The sequence below is a fragment of the Vibrio sp. 10N.222.54.E6 genome (assembly GCF_041473955.1).
In the GTDB taxonomy this organism is placed as follows: Bacteria; Pseudomonadota; Gammaproteobacteria; order Enterobacterales; family Vibrionaceae; genus Vibrio; species Vibrio tasmaniensis_A.
Genome location: NZ_JBFRTD010000042.1, coordinates 76,293 through 102,112, shown reverse-complemented (window position 1 = coordinate 102,112; position 25,820 = coordinate 76,293). Strand labels below are relative to the sequence as shown.

Sequence of the window (25,820 nt, the reverse complement as noted above, 5' to 3'; positions counted from 1 at the left end):
ATTACTAAATTGCTCTAACACACTGTGGAACAGCATTGCAAAAAAGTATAATGGGCTTGGTTTAACAAGTATTTCAATGGCTTGCGGTGCTATAGCCCTAGGGATAGAACCCTCGATTCAGTGCGTATTATGTATATTATGTTAAATTGAGTTTGGTGTTTATAAGGCAGGTACCTTTATGTGATGCCCTGCCTCTTGTTTGACTACCAAACTGACGTTCCATTTAACAGTAAGTCTATTTACCATAAAATACCTAATAAACATATTTCCTAATCTTCGATTAAGAATACGTTTATTAGACTTCAAGCATTAACCTATCAATTGCTTCAATGATCTCTTTGGTTCTTACAGGTTTGGTAATGAAATCATTCATACCGACATCTAAACAAGAAAATTTATCTTCTACTGATGTGTGTGCCGTTAGCGCGACAATTGGTGTTTTGATGTTTGCGTCTCTCATGTATTTGGTTGTGGTTATTCCGTCCATAACTGGCATCGACACATCCATCAAGATAATGTCTATCGGGTCATTACCTCTTTCTACAAAGCCAATGGCTTCTTCACCGTTGCTTGCGATGAAAACTTCATGGCCTTGCCGCGCAAGGATCAATTGAATCACCATCTGATTGGTTGGGTTGTCTTCAACAACTAACACTGAATAACGGGTTCTGGGAACTTGCGAGTATTTATCTTCTGCAGCATGATCTTGATTGTTCGTAACTCTCGTTAGAACTGGTAACCGCACTTCAAATTTCGAGCCTTTTCCTGGCTCACTCTCGACCGATATACGCCCGCGCATCAGTTCTACTAGTCGTTTTGTTATTGCTAAACCTAAGCCGGTGCCACCAAATCTACGTGTGATTGTGCTATCGGCTTGCACGAACGGACTGAATAATGACGAAAGTTGCTGTGAGCTGATGCCAATTCCGGTGTCTTCTACGCTAATACGGAATGAACTGTGCTGGTATGTAATAGAAACATGTACATGCCCGTGTTCAGTGAACTTTATTGCGTTACCAATGAGATTAAAAAGGATCTGTGCTAAGCGACTTGGGTCGATGTAATGTAGTTCACCTTCTGGAATGTCGCTAGTTAGGGTTAACGACAACCCTTTATCGTCTGCTATCTTCTTTTGTTCAGATAAAACAAAAGTTACAGTGTCTCTTGCATTGCTCCATTGAGGAGCCAACGAGAAGCATCCAGATTCAATCTTTGAAAAGTCCAATACATCACTGATGATCGCCAATAGGAGTTCAGATGATGTACTCATATTTAACAATATAGACTGTTGTTCATCATTCAGCGGTGTGGACTTTAGCGTGTCGATTAAGCCTATGGTGGCGTTTAGCGGCGTTCTTAACTCATGACTCATCATTGCTAAGAATTCAGATTTGGCTTTGTTGGCTCTTTCTGCGTCTTTTCTTGCTGCTACGAGTTCTGCTGTACGTTCTCGGACTGTCGCTTCAAGTTTTTCTTTGTTTTCAATATCGAAAACAGCACGCTCAATCAGCGGTCGAAATCGGTTTAGAGTGGCTTTGGTTTCAATACTAAAGTGTTTGGTATTGGAATGGATAAAGATGATAACGGATTGTGTAAGCCCGCTATCAATACCAGTAATCAGTACGGAGTTAATTTGGTCTAGGATAATGGGATGCAAAGTGCTGAATTCACCCAGAGATTTGGGTTCAAAAAGAATGGCACATTCTCCATTAATGACTCGCGATAGCTTGCCACAATCTGTCCAATTCATTTGTTCGAATACTTTGTTATTGGTTAACAGGGTTTTGAAACTACCTTCATTCCCTACTCTTGATACCACAATAAAATCATCAAACTTTATGTATTTTTTGAGTGCGAATTCGAGACTAGAAAATATTTCAGATATGTTACTCGCCTTACTGATCGCAGAGATAGTCGATAGGATCACCCTATTCTCTTCAGCTAATTTACGTTCACGGACCTTTAGTTTTTGGAGTTCAATACGAGCTTCTTGCAGCGCTTCCTGGTCTTCAGTATCCATTACTTTTTCAGCCTATAAAACGTTGCAGACGATACCATCAAATTTCCGTGCGCATTCTCACCACCAGAGAGTCTGCCTTGCTCACCAAACGTAAATGGACATATGTATGGAAGCCCACCAAGTGCGTGATTGATTTGGTCACAAACCTCATCCATATCTTGTTTTAGGTGCAGCATTGGTCCTGCACAGAATATGTTGATCGCCCCTAATTTTTCTTCAAGATCCATATCATTATAGTAAGACGAATGAATGATGTTAGCGGCACGGCTGATAAGTTGTTGCTTAGAGCCTTGCATCAAATAGATGGTGTCACCTTCATTGATATCAGTGAACAACTCGATACCGTTACACTCAGTTTCTCTGATCGAATGCGACAACTTGAAATATGGGTAGTCGTAAGAAGAACCGACCTTTCGACCTAATGGATAAACTGTCGACTTTTCAAAAATATACCCATCATCACTGCCACCTAAATGAAAATTAGTCCATTCATTATAAACGGTGGTCGCAGGCCTATGGTCGATCTCTAACAATATTCGATTTCTTACTTTGGTGACGGTGCCTGAATACTGAGTGGGTGTATGACCGGCGCTAAAAGATGAATAGATGGATTGTGACGCAAAAAACACCGTTAAAGAGACGCCATTAATAGCAAGAGCTTCTTCGGTAAAGATACTCCAATTTCCAGACACTTGATTGTCTGCTGCGCTTCCACCAATAATCGGCACCTCTGTGCCAAATTTGTTATCGATGGCCGCCATCACCTTCTCTTCATTTCCTGGGGTGGAATGGAGCAAGATAAGATCGGGTATTTCACCTTCTCGGTTGGCGTTCTTTAATGCTTTATCGATGGCGCTGAATGTACTACGGTCTATGGAATCGCCAAAGTGACTGATGCCGGTACCGTAGGCATTGATCCCGGAATCATAGATGATGAGTATCCCAATCACAGGGCCTGAATGGAACCCTGTTTCGGTCATAATACCGTGACAAGTGGTGCAGCCATGTATTGGTGTATTCGGGAGCGCATCTACCAAATATCTCTGCACAGCAAGTGTGGAGTACTCTTCGGTGCAGTAGCAGATAAGACAGGCAATATCGTCAGGGTTTGCCACCCCACTGAGCAGCTCATCTACTGCGATTTTATCGTCTAGGGAATAAGAGACTTTTGATAGAAATTTCATAGATCTCGGAAGATTTTATTAATGCTCTCTTTATAACACTTTTATACAATCTATTTCACTGACTTAGTACATATTTCTATCAAAAGAATTGAGGTGAGACTAACTTGTTACTGTGTTATTCCTTAGAAAGGTTTACAGAAAGTGTGGCTATCTGTTGTGGAAATGTAACCGTTATTGAGGAGTTCTGAGCGTTCGTTCGTAACAGCCAAATTGATGCCCCTTTTTCTTCTAGAGTTCCACTCTCATTATAGTTAATGATAAATTTACCAGTTTTAGATGTTTCGATCGAATACCCTAGGTTATCACCCGAAATTAAAACATTATGTTTATCAATAGTAATTTGGCAAGGTTTAGAAATTATACAGTTTACTGTTTCGTCATTGTCGTATGTCACTGTTCTCCAAGTAAATGCAGCTATTAAAATAACCAACATGACGATAATTTGAACAAGCCTGCCTTTTGTTAGCTTTTGTGCCGCCATTATAATCTTTACTCCTTGTTACAAAGTTCAAAGTTTTTAAATAAAAATCCAATTCCAGACCAAGCGTAAGGTTACTACTCTGTCATTGATTTGTTAATTCAAGTATAGTGTCGCGTTGAAAATGCCACTTTTTTTTAAAATCAGCAAGTGGAAATAAAGCTCTGAATAGGCTGAATTTCCTTTTCTAATTTGGGTGGCATTACGACGTGAGTCGTGTTGGAAGTAAAGTGTAGTAAATAAGAAATTGGAAGCATGCAAATGAGCCAAGAAAAGCAGCTTGAACAAAACTACAACTATACGGTCGTCCGTCAATTTACCCTCGTTACAATTTTGTGGGGTATTGTCGGTATGGGCGTTGGTGTTTTGATTGCCGCTCAATTAGTTTGGCCACAGCTAAACTTTGATACGCCGTGGCTGACGTACAGTCGTTTACGTCCCCTGCATACTAATGCGGTTATTTTTGCGTTCGGTACAAGTGCGCTGTTTGCAACATCATATTATGTTGTGCAACGTACCTGTCAGACGCGTCTCTTTGGTGGCCCTCTCGTAGCCTTTACCTTTTGGGGTTGGCAAGCGATTATCCTGTCCGCTGCAATTACTTTACCGTTAGGTTTAACCTCTGGTAAAGAATACGCAGAACTTGAATGGCCAATCGATATTGCTATTACTCTTGTGTGGGTAGCTTATGCGGTCGTGTTCTTCGGAACCATGATTAAGCGTAAGACATCGCACATTTATGTAGCTAACTGGTTCTTCGGAGCCTTCATCATCACGGTTGCCGTGTTGCACATCGTTAACAGCCTGGCTGTTCCTGTATCTGCGTTTAAATCGTACTCGATTTATTCCGGAGCGATCGATGCAATGGTGCAATGGTGGTACGGACACAATGCGGTAGGCTTCCTATTGACAGCTGGTTTCCTAGGTATGATGTATTACTTCGTTCCTAAACAAGCTGGTCGCCCTGTTTACTCTTACCGTTTGTCGATTGTTCACTTCTGGGCTCTTGTGTCTCTGTATATTTGGGCTGGTCCTCACCACCTACACTACACAGCACTTCCAGACTGGACTCAGTCTCTAGGTATGGTTATGTCTTTGGTTCTGTTTGCTCCATCTTGGGGTGGCATGATCAACGGTATTATGACTCTATCTGGTGCGTGGCATAAGCTACGCTACGACCCTATCCTACGTTTCCTAATCGTTTCTCTATCATTCTACGGCATGTCGACTTTCGAAGGCCCTATGATGGCAATCAAAACGGTTAACGCACTATCTCACTACACGGACTGGACTATCGGTCACGTTCACTCTGGTGCGCTAGGTTGGGTTGCGATGGTTTCTATCGGTTCGGTTTACCACTTAGTTCCTAAACTATTTGGTCAAGAGCGTATGTACTCTGTATCTCTAATCAATGTTCACTTCTGGTTAGCAACGATTGGTACGGTTTTCTACATTGTTGCAATGTGGATTTCTGGTGTGATGCAAGGTCTGATGTGGCGTGCAGTTAACTCTGACGGTACATTAACTTACAGCTTCGTTGAATCTGTAGAAGCATCTTACCCGTTCTACTTTGTACGCTTCTTAGGTGGTTTTATCTTCCTATCTGGTATGTTCCTAATGGCATACAACACGTACAAAACTGTTTCTGCACCTAAAGATAGCCTTAAAGCTATCCCTCAACCGGCTTAAGGAGATTTAGAATGAGCTCAAATTCAAATAATCGCCATGAGTTGGTAGAGAAGAACGTTGGCCTACTGGCGATCTTGATCGTTATTGCTATCAGTTTTGGTGCTTTAGTAGAAATTACCCCTCTTATTTTCCAAAAGCAGACGACTGAACCTGTAGAAAACCTACGCGTTTACTCTGCTCTGGAAATGGAAGGTCGTGATATTTATATCCGCGAAGGTTGTAACGTATGTCACAGCCAAATGATTCGTCCTTTCCGCTCTGAAACTGAACGTTACGGTCACTACTCTGTAGCGGGCGAAAGCGTTTGGGAACACCCATTCCTATGGGGTTCTAAGCGTACTGGTCCAGATCTAGCGCGTGTTGGTGATCGTTACTCTGATGAGTGGCACCGTGTTCACCTTATCGACCCTCGTGAACTTGTTCCTGAATCAAACATGCCTGGTTTCCCATGGCTTGCTGAGAATGTACTTGATGGCAAATTGACTCAACAGAAGCTTGAACTCTTCCGTAATCAATTTGGTGTTCCTTACACAGACGAACAAATTGCTAACGCTAAACAAGATGTTGAAGGAAAAACAGAGATGGATGCAATCATCGCTTACCTTCAATCGCTTGGCCACGCAATGAAATAAGGAATAATTATGGACATTATTACATTTCAAAGTGTTTGGACTGTTACTGTTTTTGCTTGCTTCATCGGCATCGTTTGGTGGGCATACGGCAAGAATCGTAAATCACGTTTCGACGAAGATGCGAACCTAGTGTTTGCAGACGACGAGCCGGCAACAAGTTCTAAAAATCAAGGAGTGACAAAGTAATGAGTACATTCTGGAGTATCTGGGTTAGTGCGATTACGATTGGTACCCTAATTGGTTGTGCTGTCTTGCTTCGTTGGTGTTTTAAAGATCGAACTGGCGTAGAAGAAGGTCATGATATGGGCCATGAATACGATGGTATTCGTGAGCTTAATAACCCACTACCAAAATGGTGGACATACCTTTTCATCAGTACGATTGTGTTTGCAGCGGTTTACCTTGCTCTTTACCCTGGCCTTGGCAATTTTAAAGGTCTACTAGGTTGGACAAGTTCAAACCAAGAAGTTCGTAGTATTGAAGAGTCTCGCTCTTCGATTGCTGCGGCTCAAGCGAACAAGCAGTTAGACGAGTACGCGAAAGAGCTTGATGACGCCAACACCTATTTTGGTGAAGCATTCAAAAAGCTAGCTCACGACGAAAATGGTTTACGTTCTGTCCCTGACATTGCATCAGATGCTGACGCAATTAAAGTGGGCCAACGTTTATTCTTGCAAAACTGTTCTCAGTGTCACGGCTCTGATGCTCGTGGTCAAAAAGGTTTTCCTAACCTAACTGATGACGCATGGCTATATGGTGGTGAACCACAAGCTATCGTGACAACAATCATGCATGGTCGTGTTGGCCAAATGCCAGGCTGGAAAGATGCACTTGGCGAGCAAGGCGTTAAAGAAGTGGTTAGCTACACGCTTAGCCTTTCTGGACGTAGTGTGAATGCTCGTGAAGCTGAAGCTGGTAAAGCACGCTTTGTTGTATGTGCTGCATGTCACGGTACAGATGGTAAGGGTAACCCTGCTGTAGGTGCACCTGACCTGACTGACCGCGACTGGTTGTTTGGCGACTCTCGCGCAGCTGTGACGGAAACAGTAATGTACGGACGCTCTGGCGTGATGCCTGCTTGGAAAGACATTCTAGGCGAGGATAAAGTACAACTGATTTCATCATACGTGTGGAGCTTAAGCAACTCGGATAATAAGTAACATTTCAATAACAGCCTCTTTCTAAGAGGCTGTCTTTCCTTTATTTTATAACCCCTTCTTTTTATTCTTTTTTGAGATCTTTTTTATGGTAAAGCCTTGGTATAAACAGTTTTGGCCGTGGTTCTTAATCGCGTTGCCAGCGACAGTAGTTATTTGGACCATCATGACGGTTATTGTGTTCACACAGAACTCTGTAGACCTAGTGACTGAGGATTACTATAAAAAAGGAAAAGGCATTAATGTCGACATTTCAAAAGTAAATATTGCAAAGGAACTCGGCCTTTCAGCTTCAGTTAACGAGAAAGGTAACTCAGTTATCATTACTCTTGAGAAAGGTAAACTCGATCACTTCCCTGCGATTAACGCAATGTTTGTTCACAGAACACTGCCTGACCGCGATTTTACTCAACTACTGACAGCGGATGCGAAAGGCAACTACACCATGACTTTGGATCACGAAATGCAAGGACCATGGTTTATTGAGCTTTCTCCGCATGATTCTGAATGGTTAGTGCAAGGTCGCATGAACTTCCCTATTGATACTCCTACTCAACTAACGAATTAAAGCTTATGTGTGAATCCTGTTATCACTGCGGTGAAGATGTACCAGCGGAAACGGATTTTAAAGTAGAAATTTTAGGATCGGTTCGTCCTATGTGTTGTCCGGGTTGCGAAACCGTAGCCCAGACAATCATAGATAGCGGTTTGGTCTCTTATTACCAATACCGTACTGCTCCGGCTGAAAAAGCCGATCTGGTGCCAGAGCAACTTCTGGCTCTCAGTCACTATGACAATGAAGATGTTCAATTGGAGTTCGTCCGTAACTCCGAAAACGTCTCTGAGGTGACATTGTCACTAGATGGTGTCTCTTGTGCGGCTTGTGCTTGGCTTATTGAGAAGCAAGTTTCTTCAAAGCTTGGCGTTGTGAGTATTCGTGTTAATACCACGACCAACCGCGCTTTGCTTAGTTGGGACAACACTCAGGCTAAACTAAGCGAGTTGCTATCCGCGATTCATAGGTTGGGCTACAAAGCTGCACCATTCGAGGCTGACCAACAAGAAGCCGCTTATCATCGTTCGATGAAAAACTACCTTTATCGTCTTGGTGTCGCGGGTTTAGCGACTATGCAAGTTATGATGCTAGCGGTGGCGCTTTATCTCGAAGTTTTTGGCAGCCTTGAGCCGGAATTCAAAAGCTACTTTCGTTGGGTGAGTTTGATCTTCGCAACGCCTGTACTGCTCTACTCAGCATTACCGTTCTATATTAACGCTTGGCGTAGTATTAAAGGCCGAACCTTGGGCATGGATGTTCCTGTGTCGATCGCTCTATTGTTTGCCTATGTTGCGAGTTTAGTGGCAACGGTGACAGAGCAAGGCGAAGTGTTCTTTGAATCTATCTCGATGTTCACCTTCTTCCTATTACTGGGGCGTTTCCTTGAGATGCGCGCGCGTCGTAAAGCGGCAGCAGCTAGTGGTAACCTGCTTAAGCTAGTTCCAGCTATGGCGACAACATTAGACGGTGAACAAGTTCCAGTTAAAACATTGAAAGTCGGCGACCAGATTCGCGTTCTTCCTGGTGAGCATATTCCTGCGGATGGCAAAGTATTATCTGGCAGAATTCACATTGATGAATCCATGCTGACTGGTGAGTCAATTCATGTGGTTAAGAACGAAGACGATACCGTCTTTGCTGGTACATTGAATGGTGATGAATCGTTTGAATTGGAAGTGATGACGTCTAAAGCGGATTCCGTGATTTCCAATATCGTTCGCCTTCAGGATGAAGCGCAACTGTCTAAGCCTCGCATCGCAGAGATTGCCGATGTGGTTGCTCGATACTTTGTTGCTGTGATTCTGGTTATCTCGTTCGGCACTTGGTTTTACTGGCACCAAACACGTCCAGAAGATGCTTTCTGGATTATGCTCTCGGTACTTGTTGCGACATGTCCTTGTGCTCTATCGCTTGCAACACCGACAGCCATCACCTGCTCAACTTCTCGTATGGGTAATTTCGGTATCTTGCTGCGCAAAGGCCATGTGTTTGAAACTTTGTGCAAAGTGAATCACTTGATCATAGATAAAACAGGCACGTTGACCGAGGGTGATATTCGTATCAGCCAAGTTGAAACCTTCGCAGAACTTGATAAAGACACCTGTTTGAAAGTAGCGGCGAGCCTAGAGCAACATGCTAACCACCCTATCGCGAAAGCGTTCAAGACTCATCTTTCTGATGATATCGAAGTAGAGTCTGTCAATAACGTAATTGGCTCTGGTATCACTGGTGAGTGGAATGGACAAGAAGTCGCTATCGGCAGCAGTGAATTCATTCTTGGTGATGCACAAACATCGGAAAGCAATGGTATTTACTTGTCGATGTCTGGTCGACATACCGCAACATTCACTTATGAAGACCCGATTCGTAAAGAAAGTATTGAGTTCATTAAGCAATTCAAAGAAGCGGGAATCAAAACCACGCTGCTGACTGGCGATTCTTTGATTAACGCGAAACCTGTTGCTGAAGAGATCGGCATTACTGACATTGTTGCTAACGCGAAGCCGGAAGATAAACTGGCTTATTTAAACTCTAGAGACGCTAGTGACATCACCATGATGGTTGGTGACGGTATTAACGATGCGCCTATTCTGGCGGGTGCTCACCTTTCTGTCGCAATGGGCGGCGGTACCGACGTGGCGAAAGCCTCAGCGGATATGGTGTTATTGGGTGACAAACTCGATAGATTACTTAAATCACGAACATTAGCGCTTAAAACGCGTAAGATAATCCGTGAAAACTTAGCGTGGTCGTTGGGGTATAACTTAGTTATTCTTCCATTGGCTGTTGCTGGTTTGGTTGCTCCATACATTGCCGTTGTTGGCATGTCTGCTAGCTCTATTATTGTTGTGTCTAACTCGTTAAGGCTTTTAAAAGAGCAAGGTAAATAATGGAAAGTTTATACATACTTATTCCAATTGCGATCGTACTTGTGTGCATCGCTGTCGGTATATTTCTGTGGGCAGTTAAGAGTGAGCAGTTTGAAGACCTTGAGCGTCAAGGCCACAACATTCTGTTTGATGAAGACACTAATGCTCTTCACCATTCTGATAGTAAACCTGTTAAGAACGAGAAAGCTAACGTAGAAAGCCAAACTAACTTAGACAAAAAGAACGATGACGCCTGATTGGATCGGAGCCTTTGTTGTTGGGTTGATCGGCGCAGGTCACTGCATGGGAATGTGTGGTGGCATTGCGTCGCTTCTTTCAATTGGAAACAGTAAACCTTCCCCTGTCATTCCCCTGCTTTATAACCTAGGACGCTTGCTAAGCTATGCCGTGATTGGCGGTGTGATTGGCGGTGCAATTTCTTCTATAGGTCAGCTAAGCGATTTTAACGCTCTGCTAGGTTGGCTGCGATTATTTGCTGCTGGCTTTATGATCGTCTTAGGTTTGTATATTGGCAAATGGTGGTTCGGCTTGTTGTTTTTTGAAAAAGTCGGACAAAAACTATGGCGCTATATCTCTCCTGTCGGTAAATCATTTCTACCATTGAAGCATCCTAGTCACGCTCTACCATTTGGTTTCATTTGGGGGTGGTTACCATGTGGCCTTGTTTATTCTATGCTTACATGGGCGGCCGTATCAGGAAGTTGGTATAACGGAGCGGGTATCATGCTTGCTTTCGGTTTAGGAACCCTCCCTGCGATGCTCACGGTTGGAATGGGGGCAAATTTCCTCAAAAAACTGCAACAAGCTGACTTATTTCGTCAGTTTGGTGCAATTTTAATCCTCATTTACGGCTTCTATACCGGTTATATGGCGCTACAGCTTATTATTTATACCGTATAGTGGCGTCTTTAATCCGGTTTTTTTACTACCCTTTAGGATTAAGGAATGCTAAAATATTGACGTATATCAAATAGTGAAAGATTGTTATGATTTCTGAAAAGCCTGTGACGAAACGTGTTCAGTCTGGTGGCTGTGCGATCCATTGCCAGGATTGTAGTATTAGCCAGCTCTGTATTCCGTTTACTTTGAATGAATCTGAACTCGATCAACTTGATCAGATCATTGAGAGAAAAAAGCCTATTCAAAAAGGCCAAGAGTTATTTAAAGCCGGTGACGAGCTTAAATCTCTATACGCTATTCGCTCTGGAACGATCAAGAGCTACACGATTACCGAGCAAGGTGATGAGCAGATTACTGCATTCCACCTAGCGGGCGATCTTGTTGGCTTCGATGCGATTACTGGTGACATGCACCCTAGTTTCGCACAAGCGTTAGAAACTTCTATGGTCTGTGAAATTCCATACGAAATTCTAGACGACCTATCAGGCAAAATGCCTAAATTGCGTCAGCAAATTATGCGTCTGATGAGTAATGAGATTAAAGGTGACCAAGAAATGATTCTGCTTCTTTCTAAGAAGAACGCGGAAGAGCGTCTTGCTGCATTCCTTTACAACCTTTCTACTCGTTTCTCTCAACGTGGCTTCAGCCCACGTGAGTTCCGCCTAACGATGACTCGTGGCGATATTGGTAACTACCTTGGTTTGACTGTTGAAACAATTAGTCGTCTTTTAGGTCGCTTCCAAAAAGCAGACATCTTGAGCGTTAAAGGCAAATATATCACTATCGAAGATCACGATGCGTTGATGGAACTTGCTGGCGTTTCAAAAGAATAGTCTAGATATCAATGATGTAGTTCAATAATGAGCTACATCATGTTTCTCTCTTAAAACCTCTTATATTTCTCTTATTCTCTCCATAACTACGCTACATTATTTATATGTTCGGTCTGAAAAGTAGGCTTAGTTATGAGTATCTATAACAAAATTTTAGTTGTCGCAGACATTAATCACGATGAGCAACCTGCTCTAGTTCGTGCTATCCAACTTGCCAAGAAAAGCACATCAACAAGCCACATCACTTTCTTTTTATCGATCTACGATTTCTCGTATGACATGACATCTATGCTCTCTGTCGATGAAAGAGACGCAATGCGTAAAGGCGTAATTCATCAACGTGAAATTTGGATGAATAAAGTGGCGGCTCCTTACCTTGATGATTCTATTGAATTTAACGTGCAAGTGGTTTGGCATAACCGCCCGTATGAAGCGATCATTGCAGAGGTTTACAGTGGCGAGCATGACATCCTAATCAAAGGTACGCGTAAGCACGATACCTTAGAATCTGTCATCTTTACTCCTACCGACTGGCACTTATTGAGAAAATGCCCTAGCCCAGTGCTATTGGTTAAAAATGATTTCTGGCCAGAACACGCGAAGATTTACGCTTCAGTCCATGTTGGCTCTGAAACCGAAGCTCACTTAGAGCTCAATGATACGATGGTCGACAGGTTACTTGAAATCACAGGTCGTTTAGATGCTGAGCCGCTATTGGTAAACGCCTACCCGGTGACACCTGCTAATATCACAATCGAGCTGCCAGAGTTTGACCCAACCTCTTATACTGACGCGGTTCGTGGCCATCACTTAACAGCGATGAAAGCGTTGCGCCAGAAGCACGGTATGAGTGAAGAGCAAACTGTTGTTGAGCAAGGCTTGCCAGAAGATGTTATTCCTTGTGTCGCGTCTGAAAACAACGCTGCTATGGTGATTCTTGGTACCACCGGCCGTACTGGATTGTCTGCCGTCTTTATTGGTAATACTGCGGAACATGTCATCGACAAGATTAACTGTGACGTACTTGCTCTTAAACCGTCGGGTTACGTCAGTCCACTTGATCCCAATTTGTCTATAGGTTAATGCCTTATAGCTGATTTAAAATCATAAAAAAACGCCTCAAGCATTGCTTGAGGCGTTTTTGTTTGTCTGTCTGTTGTAGGCGCATCTATTGCTCTACAACGATTATTCTTATTATACGTTAGTCACGTCGATGAACATTGACTCATCGATATTTGATGAGGAAATTTCAGCTTCTTCGAATTCGTAGGCCTTGCGATCTTCACTACGGTCTAGTGGAAGGTTTACGAAATCAAACAGTTCTCGGTCAGCCAGTTGGCTTGGACTTACGTTCTGAATTGACTTGAAGATCTTCTCAACACGACCTGGCGTTTTCTTATCCCAATCAATCAACATTGCTTTAATGTTCTGGCGCTGTAGGTTCTCTTGAGAGCCACACAGGTTACAAGGAATGATTGGGAAATCTAGGTGCTCTGCGTATTGGATTAAGTCCGTTTCACGACAATAAGTCAGTGGACGAATAACAACGTTACGGCCATCATCAGAACGCAATTTTGGCGGCATTGCTTTCAAGCGTGCACCGTGGAACATGTTCAGGAACATCGTCTCAACAATATCGTCTAGGTGGTGGCCAAGAGCAATCTTAGTCGCCCCAATTTTCTCTGCAAACGAGTACAAAGTACCACGACGAAGACGAGAACATAGACCACAAGTTGTTTTACCCTCTGGCACTTTCTCTTTAACTACGGAGTACGTATCTTTATCTACGATGTAGTAAGGAATGTTCAGAGTTTCGAAGTATTCAGGAAGAATGTGCTCAGGAAAGCCAGGTTGTTTTTGGTCTAGGTTTACGGCAACAACATCGAATTTGATAGGTGCAGCTTCACGTAAACGTAGCAAAATATCTAGCATCGCAAATGAATCTTTACCGCCACTAATGCATGCCATTACTACGTCATTCTCTTCGATCATGTTGTAGTCAACGATGGCATTTCCAACATTTCGTCTCAGGCGTTTCTGAAGCTTGTTGAATTCAAGTGTTTCTTTTTTATTTTCGTTTTGGTTCATTGCGACTCTCACACCGTCGTATTACCGACTGTAGATTGCTAGTGGGACTGTTTTAGGGCGTGGATTATACGGATTTTTATTTGATGTTGAAATAGTAACGGCAGGATTAACAAGCTGAGTATTGGAAAGATTCCGCTTCTTTTGTGCTTTAAGCTCTCTAAACGGTTAGATAAACGCGTCTTAACAAATTCGAGGTTTGCATAGTAGACAAAGAAAAGCAGCCTTCTCTAAAAGATCAGGCTGCTTAAGAACTACTTCCTCAAAGCGTAGGGAGTGCTTCTAGCTAGACTTATTGCGCGGGAATGTACGGTAATACGCGAACCGTTGGCTCTGGTAAAGTGATGCTGTCACTTCCATTCAGCTCTTCTAAGGTGAATTTAGCACGCCCTTCTTTAATTGGGATCTGTTTACCGTTAGATAGAGCAATGTTGCCTTCAAGCTTGTCATTGAACTCCAACGTTAACCCTTGGATATCAGGTGTGAACCAGCTAGAGAACATGCCGCTGACGTCTTCTAGCATCGCTTGCATCTGCGGTAACAGGCTTTCTAGCTGTGCAACTTCAACAGTTTCAGCTAAAGGTTCCTGTGTCATGACAACGAGCGAATACGCGCACTCTTGTTCTTGGGTTTGTACAAAGATAAGAGGATTTGCTGAGCGCAGGTTTTGATCTACAGGTAGAAGCAGCTCATTCGCAGGAGACACTTTTAGCTCTTCGTAGTGCTCTTCTTTCTCCATCCAAGCTTTGCTGATGTGACAGGTTTTCTGTGCTTGTTGGTCAACAAAGAACACCGCAACTTTGACATCATCGTGCCCTTCTTTGGTGTTGTTTTTCAGCTGAGTATAGAGTTTAGAATACGTGAACATGTATTCTTGCGCCGAAGCTGGAAGAGAAACCCCAAAACTTAAAATGGCTAATAAAGCGAGTGCTGTCTTTTTCATTATTATAATCTTGTTGAAGTTGAGCGTTTATAAATAGAAAGAGCAGCCAATGAGCTGCTCTTTTGCGATATTGCTTGGTGTCAAATTGACTAAAGAAGTCAATCAAACGGATATCCAAATGAGTTACTTTTCCCAGTATACCTTGTTGTGACGGATCATAGCTTGTAAATCAGTCACATAGTCTGAACCTCGCTCAGAATATTTTAACAAGCCATTGGTCAATTCGGTCGCCGTTTCTTTGGTTAACAGATCATTACCATTCGCTGCCAGTTGCGCACGAATGGCTCTTAAATCTGCATAGGCACGGTTACGATTAAGGTTCATGAAGTAACGGTGTACGGATTCTTGGCTTGAAGAAAATGTTGCTACTTCATGCGAGCTGCCTTCGTTACGTTGTAGCGGAACAAGGCCACAACCTTTGCTGTAACACCAATGTCCGAAATAGTTGTTTGCTTTGGTGGCGAAACGTGATGTCCCCCAAGCTGATTCATTAGCAGCCTGTGTCAGTACCAGCGCCTCTGGCAGTACGTTGACTCGGTTAAGCAATTCCGCCAACCATGTCTGTTCTATACCTGTGCTAGGTACCGGTAAGCTGTACAACTTCCCTAACCTTTTCGCATAAGAAATGTCTTCAGAATCAATATTACTTAAACCAGATTCAGAGAGCTTAGTTAAAAACGCACGTTCTTTGGTGATACGTTTGTTTTCAATCTTGATGCTTGGTCGTAGGAACGAGAAAAACGCGTCTTTTTTCTCGTTTACACCCTTAATAGCCGCAAAATTTGGTGCGCTTGAAGCAACAGTCAAGTCATCAAATTGGTCTGCTGAAGTAGAGCTCTGTTCTGTCGTACGTCGGCGTTCTTCTTCTTGGTAAAGGTATGGGCCAATCAGTGAGATAGAACCCACGATTGCTAGTGTTGTTACCTTGAGCGCAAGAGATTTACTCGCGCTGCCTTTGTCGTTATTACGCATCGAAGACCTGCGGGTTTTTGTTCTTGTTACCATGGCTACTGTTGTTGCCGTTATTGTTACCGCCATCGCTATCGTCATCGCTCATTGGGCGGTCTGATGCAATTATCTTCAGCTTGATGCCAAACATTTCACGGTAAACGATACCTTTCACGTGGAAGAAGAATGGAAGAACGAAGATCAAGCCAATGCCGTACATCATCGCAGCAACGATGAACATCAGCATAACCATTAGGTATATAGACGCGACTACGAAGATCTTCTTATTTACTGCTCTTAGAGAAAGTAACAGCGATTGCATCGGTGGCACTTTTTTATCACAAATCAGCAGAATTGAGTTGCTGAACGCAAGTGAGAAGTAGATAGACAGAAATGGCAGAATCATACCAGCGATGCCTTGAAGCATTAGGCTGAACAAAGTCACTAGAATAACGGGGATCGTAAACTGTAAACCTTTGCCTATGTGGCGCACTTTAGTTTGAAGACCTGCAGCATGGCTCATTGCCATTAAACAGATGCCGGCATAGATAGGTGCACTGACGACTTCATAGCTAAAATTCGCAATGAAAATCGATTCAACGATCTGGGGGGTAAAGGCCTCAGGGTCGATTACCGCATCTAAGATCACTGCTGGGTCACCAAGTTGCAGTTTTAGTGCGATATAAAAGATAGCCAATTGTACGAACATCAGCGCAACAATCGCAGGGGAAAACGAAAGAAAGTGACTTATCGTATGTTTCCAAGCCTCTTGGAATACAGCCGTTGCTTTGAGCTCATAATCGCCGGAAAGTGCACGGTCGATACTACCGCCCAAATTAAAATCTTTTTCGATGTCGTTGTTCATATTGATACCTAGGTGCGCCAACTAAACGAAGGCACCTAACTTATTGATAAAAAATTACCTTCATTATACCCATATGTCGGATGCAAACTAAAATATGAATCTGTAACAAGGCTTGCTTTTACGTCTTAATGGTTAATAATTAGACACTTGTTAGGGTGTGAACCCAACAAATAACAGTATGGTAAAGGATGTTTACTTTTACCTGCGAATTTTTTTGTCTTCGAAAGATAAAAAATGCTTTGAATTCACGTTTTTGGTGATTATGATGCGCGCCTTAGAGGTGTATAGCAACAGGTCTCAAATAGAACCAAGGTGGAGAAAAACAGACGTTGAACGCTAAAAAATCAGTAGGGAAGCCAGTAGTACAGCTAACTGGCATCAGTAAAAGTTTCGATGGTAAGGAAGTCATCGGCAATCTGGATTTAAACGTAAATCATGGTGAGTTTCTCACGATTTTAGGCCCATCAGGTTGTGGTAAAACAACCGTGCTAAGAATGATTGCGGGTTTTGAAACGGCGGATAGTGGTGAAATACTATTAGCTGGACAGAACGTAACCCAAGTTCCTGCTGAACAAAGGCATGTAAACACTGTTTTCCAAAGCTATGCCCTATTCCCGCATATGACCGTTTTCGATAATGTGGCATTTGGCTTACGCATGCAGAAAGTTCCAAGCAGCGAGATTGAACCTCGTGTAATGGATGCTTTGAAAATGGTGCGCTTAGAGCAAATGGCACAACGAAAGCCACACCAGCTATCTGGCGGCCAACAGCAACGTATCGCAATCGCTCGTGCTGTCGTTAATAAGCCTAAAGTTCTCTTGTTGGATGAATCTCTATCTGCTCTTGATTACAAACTACGTAAACAGATGCAAATCGAGCTGAAACAACTGCAACGCCAACTTGGTATCACGTTCATTTTTGTAACGCATGACCAAGAAGAAGCACTCTCTATGTCCGACCGCATTATTGTTATGCGTGATGGCGTGATTGAACAAGACGGAACACCAAGAGAGATCTACGAAGAGCCTAAGAACCTATTCGTAGCGCGTTTCATTGGTGAAATTAACGTATTCGAAGCGACAGCTAAATCTCGTCAAGATGAAAAGCGCATTGTTGCGACAATCGAAGGTGAAGAGTCCATTATCTATCACGATAAAGACGTAACACCGGGTCAAAAACTGCAAGTATTGCTTCGCCCTGAAGATCTTCGTATCGAAGAAATCAAAGAATCTGAGCAACGCGGTATTGTTGGTCACATTGTCGAGCGAACCTATAAAGGCATGACATTAGATTCAGTCGTAGAACTTGAGTCGGGTATGCGTGTCATGGTTAGCGAATTCTTCAACGAAGATGACCCTGATGTTGATCACTCACTGGGCCAAAAAGTTGCAGTAACTTGGGTTGAGAGCTGGGAAGTGGTATTAGAAGATGAGCAAGAAGTTTAATTTACAAAACGCAATTGTTGCTTTAATCACAGGTTGGTTGGTGCTGTTCGTGATGATTCCAAACATCATGATCATCGGTACTAGCTTCTTAACTCGTGATGAAGCTAACTTGATTGAGATGACTTTTACTCTCGATAACTATGTGCGTTTGGCTGATCCGCTGTATTTTAAAGTGCTGATGCACTCTTTCTATATGGCAATCGTTGCTACCCTGCTTTGTTTAATTATTGGTTACCCGTTCGCCTATATCGTGGCAAAAATGCCAGCGAAGTGGCGTCCAATCATGTTGTTCCTCGTGATTGTACCATTTTGGACTAACTCACTGATTCGTACTTACGGATTGAAAGTGGTTTTGGGTACTCAAGGGGTTCTGAACAAAGGTTTGTTAGCGTTAGATATTATTGATAAGCCGCTACGCATCATGTACTCAGAAACCGCAGTAATGATTGGTTTGGTGTATATCCTACTTCCATTCATGATTCTGCCGCTGTATTCAGCGATTGAAAAACTGGACGATACGTACCTAGAAGCGGCTAAAGATTTAGGTGCGAACAAACTGCAAACGCTATTGAAAGTCGTGTTACCACTGACTATGCCAGGTATTGTCGGCGGTTGTTTATTAGTGTTATTGCCCGCGTTAGGTATGTTCTACATCTCTGACCTATTAGGCGGAGCAAAGAACCTGCTGATTGGTAACGTGATTAAGAGCCAAGTACTCAATGCTCGGGACTGGCCGTTTGGCGCTGCGACGAGTATTGCACTGACCGTGGCAATGGCTGTGATGCTTTATGCCTACTACCGTGCAGGCAAGTTATTGAATAAGAAAGTGGAGCTAGACTAATGGGTCGCACAGTTAAGTTCAGCTTTATGGCGTTGGTATACGCTTTTCTATACCTACCTATTATCGTATTGATTGCAAACTCATTTAATGCCAATAAATTCGGCATGAAATGGGGTGGCTTTACCACCAAATGGTATGACGCGCTGATTAACAACGACAGCCTAATGCAGGCTGCGTGGCATTCGATCAACGTAGCGGTGTTCTCAGCGACTGCCGCAACGATTGTCGGAAGCCTGACTGCCGTTGCCCTATTCCGTTACCAATTTAAAGGTAAAGGCATCGTCAATGGCATGTTGTTCATCGTGATGATGTCACCAGATATCGTAATGGCGATTTCGCTTCTTGCGCTATTCTTGGTTATGGGTGTACAACTTGGGTTCTTTACCCTACTTGCAGCGCACATTACTTTCTGTTTACCGTTCGTTGTGGTAACGGTTTACAGTCGCTTGAATGGCTTTGATGTGAAGATGCTAGAAGCAGCAAAAGACTTAGGTGCAAGTGAGTGGACGATTCTAAAACAGATCATCCTGCCTCTTGCTAAGCCAGCGGTTGCTGCGGGGTGGTTATTGAGCTTCACTCTGTCTTTGGACGATGTGATCATCAGCTCTTTCGTAACAGGTCCAACTTACGAAATCTTGCCACTGAAGATTTACTCGATGGTTAAAGTCGGTATATCTCCAGAGGTCAACGCCCTAGCAACAGTGATGTTAGTGGTGTCGTTAATACTGGTGATTATTTCTCAGTTGTTAGCGAGAGAGAAAATCAAGTAAGTCTCCTACTCTTTGCTGAGACGGACTTGATAAGATTCAAGTTTAACAAAAGTGTTATTCATAAACAGAATGGTAAATTGCCATTCTGTTTTTCTATCTACTGCCTTTAGGCAACGTTTAGTTTGGAGCTAACGTCAATGAAAAAATGGGCTACTCTATTAGCTGGTAGTGCATGTGCGCTTTCAATGTTATCTGCATCATCATTTGCAAAAGATAACAAAGAATTGGTATTCATGAACTGGGGACCTTACATCAATAGTGAGATTCTAGAACAGTTCACTGATGAAACTGGAATCAAGGTTATCTACTCAACTTACGAGTCGAATGAAACCTTGTACGCAAAGCTAAAAACACACAACAAAGGCTACGACCTAGTTGTGCCGTCGACTTACTTCGTTTCTAAGATGCGTGACGAAGGTATGCTACAAAAAATCGATAAAACTAAGCTGTACAACTTCAAGAACCTAGATACTAACTACTTAGATAAGCCGTACGACCCAAGCAACGACTACTCTATTCCACACGTAGTTGCGATTACAGGTCTTGCTGTTAACACTGAAATATACGATCCGGAAGACTTCCAAAGCTGGGCTGATCTATGGAAGCCAGAGCTTGAAGGTCAACTGATGATGATGGACGACACGCGTGAAGTGTTCCACATCGCACTGCGTAAGCTAGGTTACTCTGGTAACACAACCAACGAGAAAGAGATCGACGAAGCTTACGCTGAACTACAAAAGCTAATGCCGAACGTTCTAGTATTTAACTCAGATAACCCTGGTGCGCCATACATGTCTGGTGAAGTGGGTCTTGGTATGCTGTGGAACGGTTCTGCTGCTGCAGCGCAAAACGAAGGTCTACCAATCAAACTGGTTTTCCCTAAAGAAGGCGGTATCGGTTGGGTTGATAACTTTGCGATTAGCTCTGGTGCGGTAAACGTAGAAGCAGCTCATAAGATGATCGACTTCCTACTTCGCCCAGAGATTGCTGAGCAGATTTCTCGTGACACAGGCTACCTAACAGCCGTTAAAGCGTCTAACGAGAAGTTTAAAGACAGCCCTGCGCTGTTCCCATCTCAAGAAGACCTTGATCGTGTGGAATGGCAAGCTGCGGTTGGTGATAAGACGGTGAAGTACGAAGATTACTTCATGAAGCTTAAAGCCGGTCAGTAAGCGAGTTTGTTATCTAATTGCTCCGGTCAAAAGAGGCTAATAAGTAACTGGTTTACTTAACAAGCCTAGTTAGGTAATCAACAAACTAAAAATAAGAATATCAATCAATAGGCAGCTTAGGCTGCCTATTTTGTTATATCACTGCTATAATTTAGCGCGATTTTTAGAAATCCATTTACTTTGGGTTCAATACCCAGCTCCAAATCAAACAAATGAACGGAACAGTAATGAAAAAAACACTGTATACCGGCGCATTGTGTGCTGCTACTTTACTTTCTACACCCTCTTTCGCAGCTGACCAAGAACTGTATTTTTACAACTGGTCTGAATATATTCCAAATGAAGTACTAGAAGACTTCACCGAAGAGACTGGCATTAAAGTCTATTACTCAACTTATGAGTCTAACGAAAGCATGTACGCTAAGTTAAAAACTCAAGGTACGGGTTACGACTTGGTCGTTCCTTCTACTTACTTCGTTTCTAAGATGCGTAAAGAAGGCATGCTTCAAGAGCTTGATAAAACTAAGCTAAGCCACTTTGCAGATTTGGATCCAAATTACTTAGATAAGCCATTTGACCCAAATAACAACTACTCGATCCCATACATCTGGGGCGCAACGGGTATTGGTATCAACTCAGATATGCTAGACAAGTCTTCAGTTAAAAACTGGGGCGATCTGTGGGATACACAGTGGGAAGGTCAACTGATGATGATGGATGACTCTCGTGAAGTTTTCCATGTCGCACTGTCTAAACTGGGTTACTCTCCAAACACGACTAATCCTGAAGAAATCAAAGAAGCGTACGAAGAACTTCGTAAGCTAATGCCAAACGTATTGGTATTTAACTCAGATTTCCCAGCAAACCCTTACCTAGCGGGTGAAGTGTCTCTTGGTATGCTTTGGAATGGCTCTGCTTACATGGCACGCCAAGAAGGCGCAACGATTGACATCATCTGGCCAGAGAAAGGCGCTATCTTCTGGATGGATAGCCTAGCGATTCCAGCAGGTGCTAAGAACACTGAAGCGGCACATAAGATGATCGACTTCCTTCTTCGCCCTGAAAACGCAGCGAAAATTGCTCTAGAGATCGGTTACCCAACACCAGTTAAAACAGCTTACCCTCTTCTTCCGAAAGAATTTTCTGAAGATAAGAACGTTTTCCCGCCACAATCAGTGATGGATAATGGTGTTTGGCAAGACGAAGTTGGCGAAGCGAGCGTTATTTATGACGAGTACTTTCAAAAACTTAAAGTAGACAACTAATTTGTTAGCAAAAGTTTAATTGTTGCTAGTAAGTTAAATAAAGCGGCGTAAGCCGCTTTATTTTTATTCAAAATTTATATAGGATTAAGCAAACAATACGAAGTGCGATTACATATGCAAGCAAACCCTATCCTGTTAGTTGTGACTTTTATGCTGTTAGCGTCACTGTTGATGCTTGGCCTGAGTTCATTTATTCATATTGATTCAAATTATGATTTGTTTTTCGAAACAAATACCCTCGTGATCACTATGTACATCTATTATGTTGCGCGTCACGCCATTCGTCCCCACAAAGCTCTTCGCTACGGCGCTCTATTACTCATTTTTAACCTGTTTTATGACGTATCAACCGAGCTTAAACATCTTGATGAGTGGGCTGACCAAAATGAACTAATAGATACCTTCTTGGAAGACGGGTTGCTACAAATAGCATTTTTATTGATTGCTTACGGTATTACTGAATTAACTGGCAAGATCAAAGACCAAGGTAAACGCGACGAGCTTACTGGTTTGTATAATCGCAAGAAGTTTGACGCGATCAAACTTGCAGAGTTTGAGCTCATTTACTTCGACTTAGATGGACTAAAAGAGACAAATGACCTTAAAGGCCACAAAGTTGGAGATTTAATGATTGTTCGTTTCTCTCAGGCTCTGAGGCAAACTGCTTTGGAAGATGAAATGGTGTTTAGAGTGGGTGGTGATGAGTTTGTTGCAACGGCTCAACTCGGTCGTGGTGGTGAGTTTGTCAGCCAAGTCAATAACTTACTGCATGGTGAGAACATCAGTTTTTCTTACGGTATCGAAGTGACCAACCGAGATAATTTTAAACAGGCATTGGTTGAATCCGATAAGGCGATGTACGAAATGAAAAAAGCTCAACGACCTGTTCAAAACTCTTGGTGCACGTCTTGTCCTAATCTAGAAACAAATTACCTGAATATAGAGACAACAAGGCAAACTGATGACTAGAGCCTCATCTGAATAAATGTCAGTTTGCCACTGATAAATGATAAATGATAAATGTTGCTGATAACGAGCTCTCAAGTTCCAACCTTAAGCGGGTCAATCAATTTATTGGCACAATGGTCAGGCCGTTAGAGACCCCTTCTCTGACAGCAGTAGCTCACCGACTAGCTTAGGTACCTCGATACTCGCCTTACCGTAACGTTTCTCTTCAAATTCACTCTCTACCGCACTGGGTTCGAGGTTTATCTCGATCGTATGTGCTCCATGCATTTTCGCATCATGCACAAACCCTGCAGCAGGATAAACCACGCCTGATGTCCCGATAGAGATGAACAAATCAGCTTCTTCTAACGCTGAATAAATGTCGCCCATCCTCAATGGCATTTCGCCAAACCACACAATATGAGGGCGCATTTGAGCTGGTATCTGGCAACAATGGCACAATTCACCAGTATGAATGTCGTCTTTGTGCTCTAGAACTTGGTTTGACTCACTACAACGTGCCTTAAGAAGCTCACCGTGCATGTGGATAATGTTGTTGCTACCGCCTCTCTCGTGCAGATTGTCGATGTTTTGAGTGATGATGGTTACTTTGCCATCGAGCTTATCTTCAAGCTCTCCTAGCGCCTTGTGGGCTGAATTTGGAAAGATACTTTCACTCTGTAATCCATGACGACGCTTGTTGTAAAACGCTTGTACAAGGTCAGGATCTTTTGCAAAACCTTCAGGTGTCGCAACATCCTCGATTTTATGGTTTTCCCATAATCCGTCTTGTGCTCGGAATGTTTGTATCCCCGACTCCGCAGAGATACCGGCGCCAGTAAGAATTACGATATTTCGATATGGGAAATGCATATAACGTCCTTTTCAATATGTCACTTGGTAACAGCTTAGCACTGTTCAAATTCCAACAATAGTTTTAGGGATTAGACCATAGTCTTAGCCAACTGAATTCATTGGCTATTTGTGACATAACTCGCTTGATCTCTGCTATTCAGAAATGAAATAGGCACAAAAAAAGCGGCCGAAGCCGCTTGATGTTTATCTATTGAACCGTGATCAGTCTTCGTTGATTGATGAGATCTTATGGATAGAAAGATCCGCGCCATTAAACTCATCTTCTTCACTTAACCTTAGGCCAGTTACTTTGCTCAACACACCGTAGACAACCAATGCACCGATTAAAGCTACCGTAATGCCCGCTAGTGTACCTACCATCTGAGCAGTAAAGCTTACGCCCCCTAGCCCCCAGAATGCTTGCTGACCGAAGATACCCGCTGCAATGCCACCCCATGCACCACATACACCGTGCAGAGGCCACACACCTAGCACATCATCTATCTGTGTTTTGTTTTGCATGTAAGTAAACAAGTAAACGAACAATGCGCCAGCTACGCCGCCTGTTACCAGTGCGCCGAGTGGGTGCATTAAATCTGAGCCTGCGCAAATAGCGACGAGACCAGCTAAAGGACCATTGTGGATGAAGCCTGGGTCATTTTTACCTGCAATCAGAGCCGCAAGAATACCGCCAACCATTGCCATGAGTGAGTTCATTGCCACGAGACCGCTGATACCATTGATAGCTTGAGCTGACATCACGTTAAAGCCAAACCAACCCACACATAAGATCCAAGAACCTAGTGCTAAGAATGGGATGTTTGATGGTGCGAAGTTAGTGTGTTTGCCGGCGCGGACACGGCCTTTGCGCATGCCAAGGAAGTAAACCGCGACCAATGCAATCCAGCCGCCAACACCATGAACAACAACAGAGCCCGCGAAGTCATGGAAGCCATAACCGAATTGCGCCTCAAGCCAATCTTGGAAACCAAAATTACCGTTCCAGATGATGCCTTCAAAGAATGGATAAACAAAGCCTACGGTGAACAGTGTTGCGATGAGTATTGGATAGAAACGTGCACGTTCTGCAATACCACCGGATACAATCGCAGGGATTGCTGCGGCAAAGGTCATTAGGAAGAAAAACTTAACTAGCTCGTATCCATTCCCTTGCGATAGCGTTTCTGCGTCGGCAAAAAAGTGCGCGCCGTAAGCGACCCAATAACCGATAAAGAAGTAAGCAATGGCGGAGACTCCAAAGTCCGAGAGGATCTTAACCAACGCATTAACTTGGTTCTTCTTTCTAACTGTACCTACTTCCAAAAATGCAAAGCCTGCGTGCATTAAGAAGACCATGATGGCGCCTAATAATAAAAACAGAGTATCCGAACTCTGCGTCAAGCTCTGTACTGCGCTATGAACTTGGTTAACCGTTTGACTCATTAAAGCTCTCTCCCTTAGCTTTGTCTCAATTGCACTAGAACCGTGCGAATTGATGTCGTAATTAATTAAAGACTCAACAGTAAACGCAAGATGCGTTCCAACTTGGTTACGCAAAAAACGTGCAACAGAGTTTGGTTTTAAGTTATTGATTCTTTGTGGTTAATTTCTTAGGTGCACTTTATTGGTTCTCAGAGAGAGAAAACATTCGATAACTGATTGCACCAATTGTGGGAATTGCACCATATTGATGCGGTCAATATAAGGCATTAGATCAGTTACCTAGCGCCCAAACGACAAAAAGCCCAGTGAAATGAATCACAGGGCTTTTAAGGTCTTTCGCTGATTACAGTTAACTCATCGCAAAGGAGCTATTATCGAGTTTGTTAACCCGAACGGCTTAC

26 protein-coding genes are annotated in these 25,820 nt (G+C 43.1%); 17 read left to right on the top strand and 9 right to left on the bottom strand.

Annotated elements, in window-relative coordinates:
- Positions 1 to 145, top strand: a 145-nt coding sequence (locus AB4513_RS22370) for a DUF3693 domain-containing protein (protein WP_240798335.1), incomplete at its 5' end; no start/stop codon positions are given.
- 150 nt (positions 146 to 295) lie between these two features.
- Here AB4513_RS22370 and AB4513_RS22365 read toward each other — a convergent pair.
- The 3 genes from AB4513_RS22365 to AB4513_RS22355 form a co-directional block, all read right to left on the bottom strand.
- The gene (locus AB4513_RS22365; RefSeq protein WP_009846704.1) at positions 296 to 2,020 is read right to left on the bottom strand and encodes an ATP-binding protein; all 1,725 of its coding nucleotides are present in this window, start codon (positions 2,018 to 2,020) and stop codon (positions 296 to 298) included.
- On the bottom strand, positions 2,020 to 3,204 hold the full coding sequence (locus tag AB4513_RS22360) for an FIST signal transduction protein (protein WP_009846705.1): 1,185 nt from the start codon (positions 3,202 to 3,204) through the stop codon (positions 2,020 to 2,022). Before AB4513_RS22360 ends, AB4513_RS22365 begins: the two co-directional genes overlap by 1 nt.
- Before the next feature lie 115 nt (positions 3,205 to 3,319).
- A complete protein-coding gene (locus AB4513_RS22355) occupies positions 3,320 to 3,685 on the bottom strand; it encodes a hypothetical protein (protein ID WP_009846706.1) in 366 nt (121 codons plus the stop codon).
- Between the two features lie 252 nt (positions 3,686 to 3,937).
- On the opposite strand from AB4513_RS22355, the gene ccoN reads away from it, so the two are divergent.
- The 10 genes from ccoN (at position 3,938) to uspE (ending at position 12,922) form a co-directional block, all read left to right on the top strand.
- Positions 3,938 to 5,371 carry a cytochrome-c oxidase, cbb3-type subunit I gene (gene ccoN, locus AB4513_RS22350; RefSeq protein WP_009846707.1) on the top strand — a complete coding sequence of 478 codons (1,434 nt, stop codon included), beginning with the start codon at positions 3,938 to 3,940 and terminating at the stop codon, positions 5,369 to 5,371.
- An 11-nt stretch (positions 5,372 to 5,382) separates the two neighbouring features.
- A complete protein-coding gene (gene ccoO, locus AB4513_RS22345) occupies positions 5,383 to 6,003 on the top strand; it encodes a cytochrome-c oxidase, cbb3-type subunit II (RefSeq protein WP_004742292.1) in 621 nt (206 codons plus the stop codon).
- A gap of 9 nt (positions 6,004 to 6,012) precedes the next feature.
- Complete coding sequence (locus AB4513_RS22340) at positions 6,013 to 6,189, top strand: CcoQ/FixQ family Cbb3-type cytochrome c oxidase assembly chaperone (protein WP_009846708.1); 177 nt, start codon at positions 6,013 to 6,015, stop codon at positions 6,187 to 6,189.
- Positions 6,189 to 7,163, top strand: a complete 975-nt coding sequence (gene ccoP, locus AB4513_RS22335) for a cytochrome-c oxidase, cbb3-type subunit III (protein ID WP_009846709.1) — start codon at positions 6,189 to 6,191, stop codon at positions 7,161 to 7,163. Before AB4513_RS22340 ends, ccoP begins: the two co-directional genes overlap by 1 nt.
- Before the next feature lie 85 nt (positions 7,164 to 7,248).
- On the top strand, positions 7,249 to 7,728 hold the full coding sequence (locus AB4513_RS22330; protein WP_009846710.1) for a FixH family protein: 480 nt from the start codon (positions 7,249 to 7,251) through the stop codon (positions 7,726 to 7,728).
- 5 nt (positions 7,729 to 7,733) lie between these two features.
- The gene (locus AB4513_RS22325; RefSeq protein ID WP_009846711.1) at positions 7,734 to 10,106 is read left to right on the top strand and encodes a heavy metal translocating P-type ATPase metal-binding domain-containing protein; all 2,373 of its coding nucleotides are present in this window, start codon (positions 7,734 to 7,736) and stop codon (positions 10,104 to 10,106) included.
- Complete coding sequence (gene ccoS / locus AB4513_RS22320) at positions 10,106 to 10,342, top strand: cbb3-type cytochrome oxidase assembly protein CcoS (RefSeq protein ID WP_009846712.1); 237 nt, start codon at positions 10,106 to 10,108, stop codon at positions 10,340 to 10,342. Before AB4513_RS22325 ends, ccoS begins: the two co-directional genes overlap by 1 nt.
- Positions 10,332 to 11,006, top strand: a complete 675-nt coding sequence (locus AB4513_RS22315; RefSeq protein ID WP_009846713.1) for a sulfite exporter TauE/SafE family protein — start codon at positions 10,332 to 10,334, stop codon at positions 11,004 to 11,006. The genes ccoS and AB4513_RS22315 overlap by 11 nt, the downstream gene beginning before the upstream one ends.
- Before the next feature lie 86 nt (positions 11,007 to 11,092).
- Positions 11,093 to 11,839 (top strand): FNR family transcription factor, encoded by a 747-nt coding sequence (locus AB4513_RS22310; RefSeq protein ID WP_009846714.1) that lies wholly within the window; start codon positions 11,093 to 11,095, stop codon positions 11,837 to 11,839.
- Between the two features lie 132 nt (positions 11,840 to 11,971).
- Positions 11,972 to 12,922 carry a universal stress protein UspE gene (gene uspE, locus AB4513_RS22305; RefSeq protein WP_009846715.1) on the top strand — a complete coding sequence of 317 codons (951 nt, stop codon included), beginning with the start codon at positions 11,972 to 11,974 and terminating at the stop codon, positions 12,920 to 12,922.
- Between the two features lie 111 nt (positions 12,923 to 13,033).
- Here the strand turns inward: uspE and ttcA are convergent, their stop codons facing one another.
- The 4 genes from ttcA to AB4513_RS22285 all read right to left on the bottom strand — a co-directional run bounded on the left by ttcA (position 13,034) and on the right by AB4513_RS22285 (position 16,680).
- Positions 13,034 to 13,927, bottom strand: a complete 894-nt coding sequence (gene ttcA / locus AB4513_RS22300; RefSeq protein WP_009846716.1) for a tRNA 2-thiocytidine(32) synthetase TtcA — start codon at positions 13,925 to 13,927, stop codon at positions 13,034 to 13,036.
- Positions 13,928 to 14,216: 289 nt separating this feature from the next.
- Positions 14,217 to 14,867 carry a DUF2987 domain-containing protein gene (locus AB4513_RS22295; RefSeq protein ID WP_009846717.1) on the bottom strand — a complete coding sequence of 217 codons (651 nt, stop codon included), beginning with the start codon at positions 14,865 to 14,867 and terminating at the stop codon, positions 14,217 to 14,219.
- A gap of 123 nt (positions 14,868 to 14,990) precedes the next feature.
- A complete protein-coding gene (locus AB4513_RS22290; RefSeq protein ID WP_009846718.1) occupies positions 14,991 to 15,839 on the bottom strand; it encodes a glucosaminidase domain-containing protein in 849 nt (282 codons plus the stop codon).
- Positions 15,832 to 16,680: a membrane protein gene (locus AB4513_RS22285; protein ID WP_009846719.1), complete on the bottom strand. Its 849-nt coding sequence runs from the start codon at positions 16,678 to 16,680 to the stop codon at positions 15,832 to 15,834. Before AB4513_RS22285 ends, AB4513_RS22290 begins: the two co-directional genes overlap by 8 nt.
- A gap of 329 nt (positions 16,681 to 17,009) precedes the next feature.
- Here AB4513_RS22285 and potA point away from each other — a divergent pair, with 329 nt between their 5' ends.
- The 6 genes from potA to AB4513_RS22255 all read left to right on the top strand — a co-directional run bounded on the left by potA (position 17,010) and on the right by AB4513_RS22255 (position 23,142).
- A complete protein-coding gene (gene potA / locus AB4513_RS22280; protein ID WP_009846720.1) occupies positions 17,010 to 18,125 on the top strand; it encodes a spermidine/putrescine ABC transporter ATP-binding protein PotA in 1,116 nt (371 codons plus the stop codon).
- Positions 18,109 to 18,966 carry a spermidine/putrescine ABC transporter permease PotB gene (gene potB, locus AB4513_RS22275; protein WP_012603924.1) on the top strand — a complete coding sequence of 286 codons (858 nt, stop codon included), beginning with the start codon at positions 18,109 to 18,111 and terminating at the stop codon, positions 18,964 to 18,966. Before potA ends, potB begins: the two co-directional genes overlap by 17 nt.
- Positions 18,966 to 19,736 (top strand): spermidine/putrescine ABC transporter permease PotC, encoded by a 771-nt coding sequence (gene potC, locus AB4513_RS22270; protein WP_004733706.1) that lies wholly within the window; start codon positions 18,966 to 18,968, stop codon positions 19,734 to 19,736. Before potB ends, potC begins: the two co-directional genes overlap by 1 nt.
- A 137-nt stretch (positions 19,737 to 19,873) precedes the next feature.
- Positions 19,874 to 20,908, top strand: coding sequence for an extracellular solute-binding protein (locus AB4513_RS22265; RefSeq protein ID WP_102257388.1), 1,035 nt, complete (start codon positions 19,874 to 19,876; stop codon positions 20,906 to 20,908).
- Between the two features lie 227 nt (positions 20,909 to 21,135).
- A complete protein-coding gene (locus AB4513_RS22260; protein ID WP_009846724.1) occupies positions 21,136 to 22,173 on the top strand; it encodes an extracellular solute-binding protein in 1,038 nt (345 codons plus the stop codon).
- A 102-nt stretch (positions 22,174 to 22,275) separates the two neighbouring features.
- The gene (locus AB4513_RS22255) at positions 22,276 to 23,142 is read left to right on the top strand and encodes a GGDEF domain-containing protein (RefSeq protein ID WP_012603927.1); all 867 of its coding nucleotides are present in this window, start codon (positions 22,276 to 22,278) and stop codon (positions 23,140 to 23,142) included.
- A 117-nt stretch (positions 23,143 to 23,259) separates the two neighbouring features.
- Here the strand turns inward: AB4513_RS22255 and cobB are convergent, their stop codons facing one another.
- On the bottom strand, positions 23,260 to 23,994 hold the full coding sequence (cobB, locus tag AB4513_RS22250; protein ID WP_009846726.1) for a Sir2 family NAD+-dependent deacetylase: 735 nt from the start codon (positions 23,992 to 23,994) through the stop codon (positions 23,260 to 23,262).
- Positions 23,995 to 24,198: 204 nt separating this feature from the next.
- Entirely contained in the window at positions 24,199 to 25,419 is a 1,221-nt protein-coding gene (locus AB4513_RS22245) for an ammonium transporter (RefSeq protein ID WP_102257387.1), read from the bottom strand.
- Positions 25,420 to 25,820: the final 401 nt, after the last annotated feature.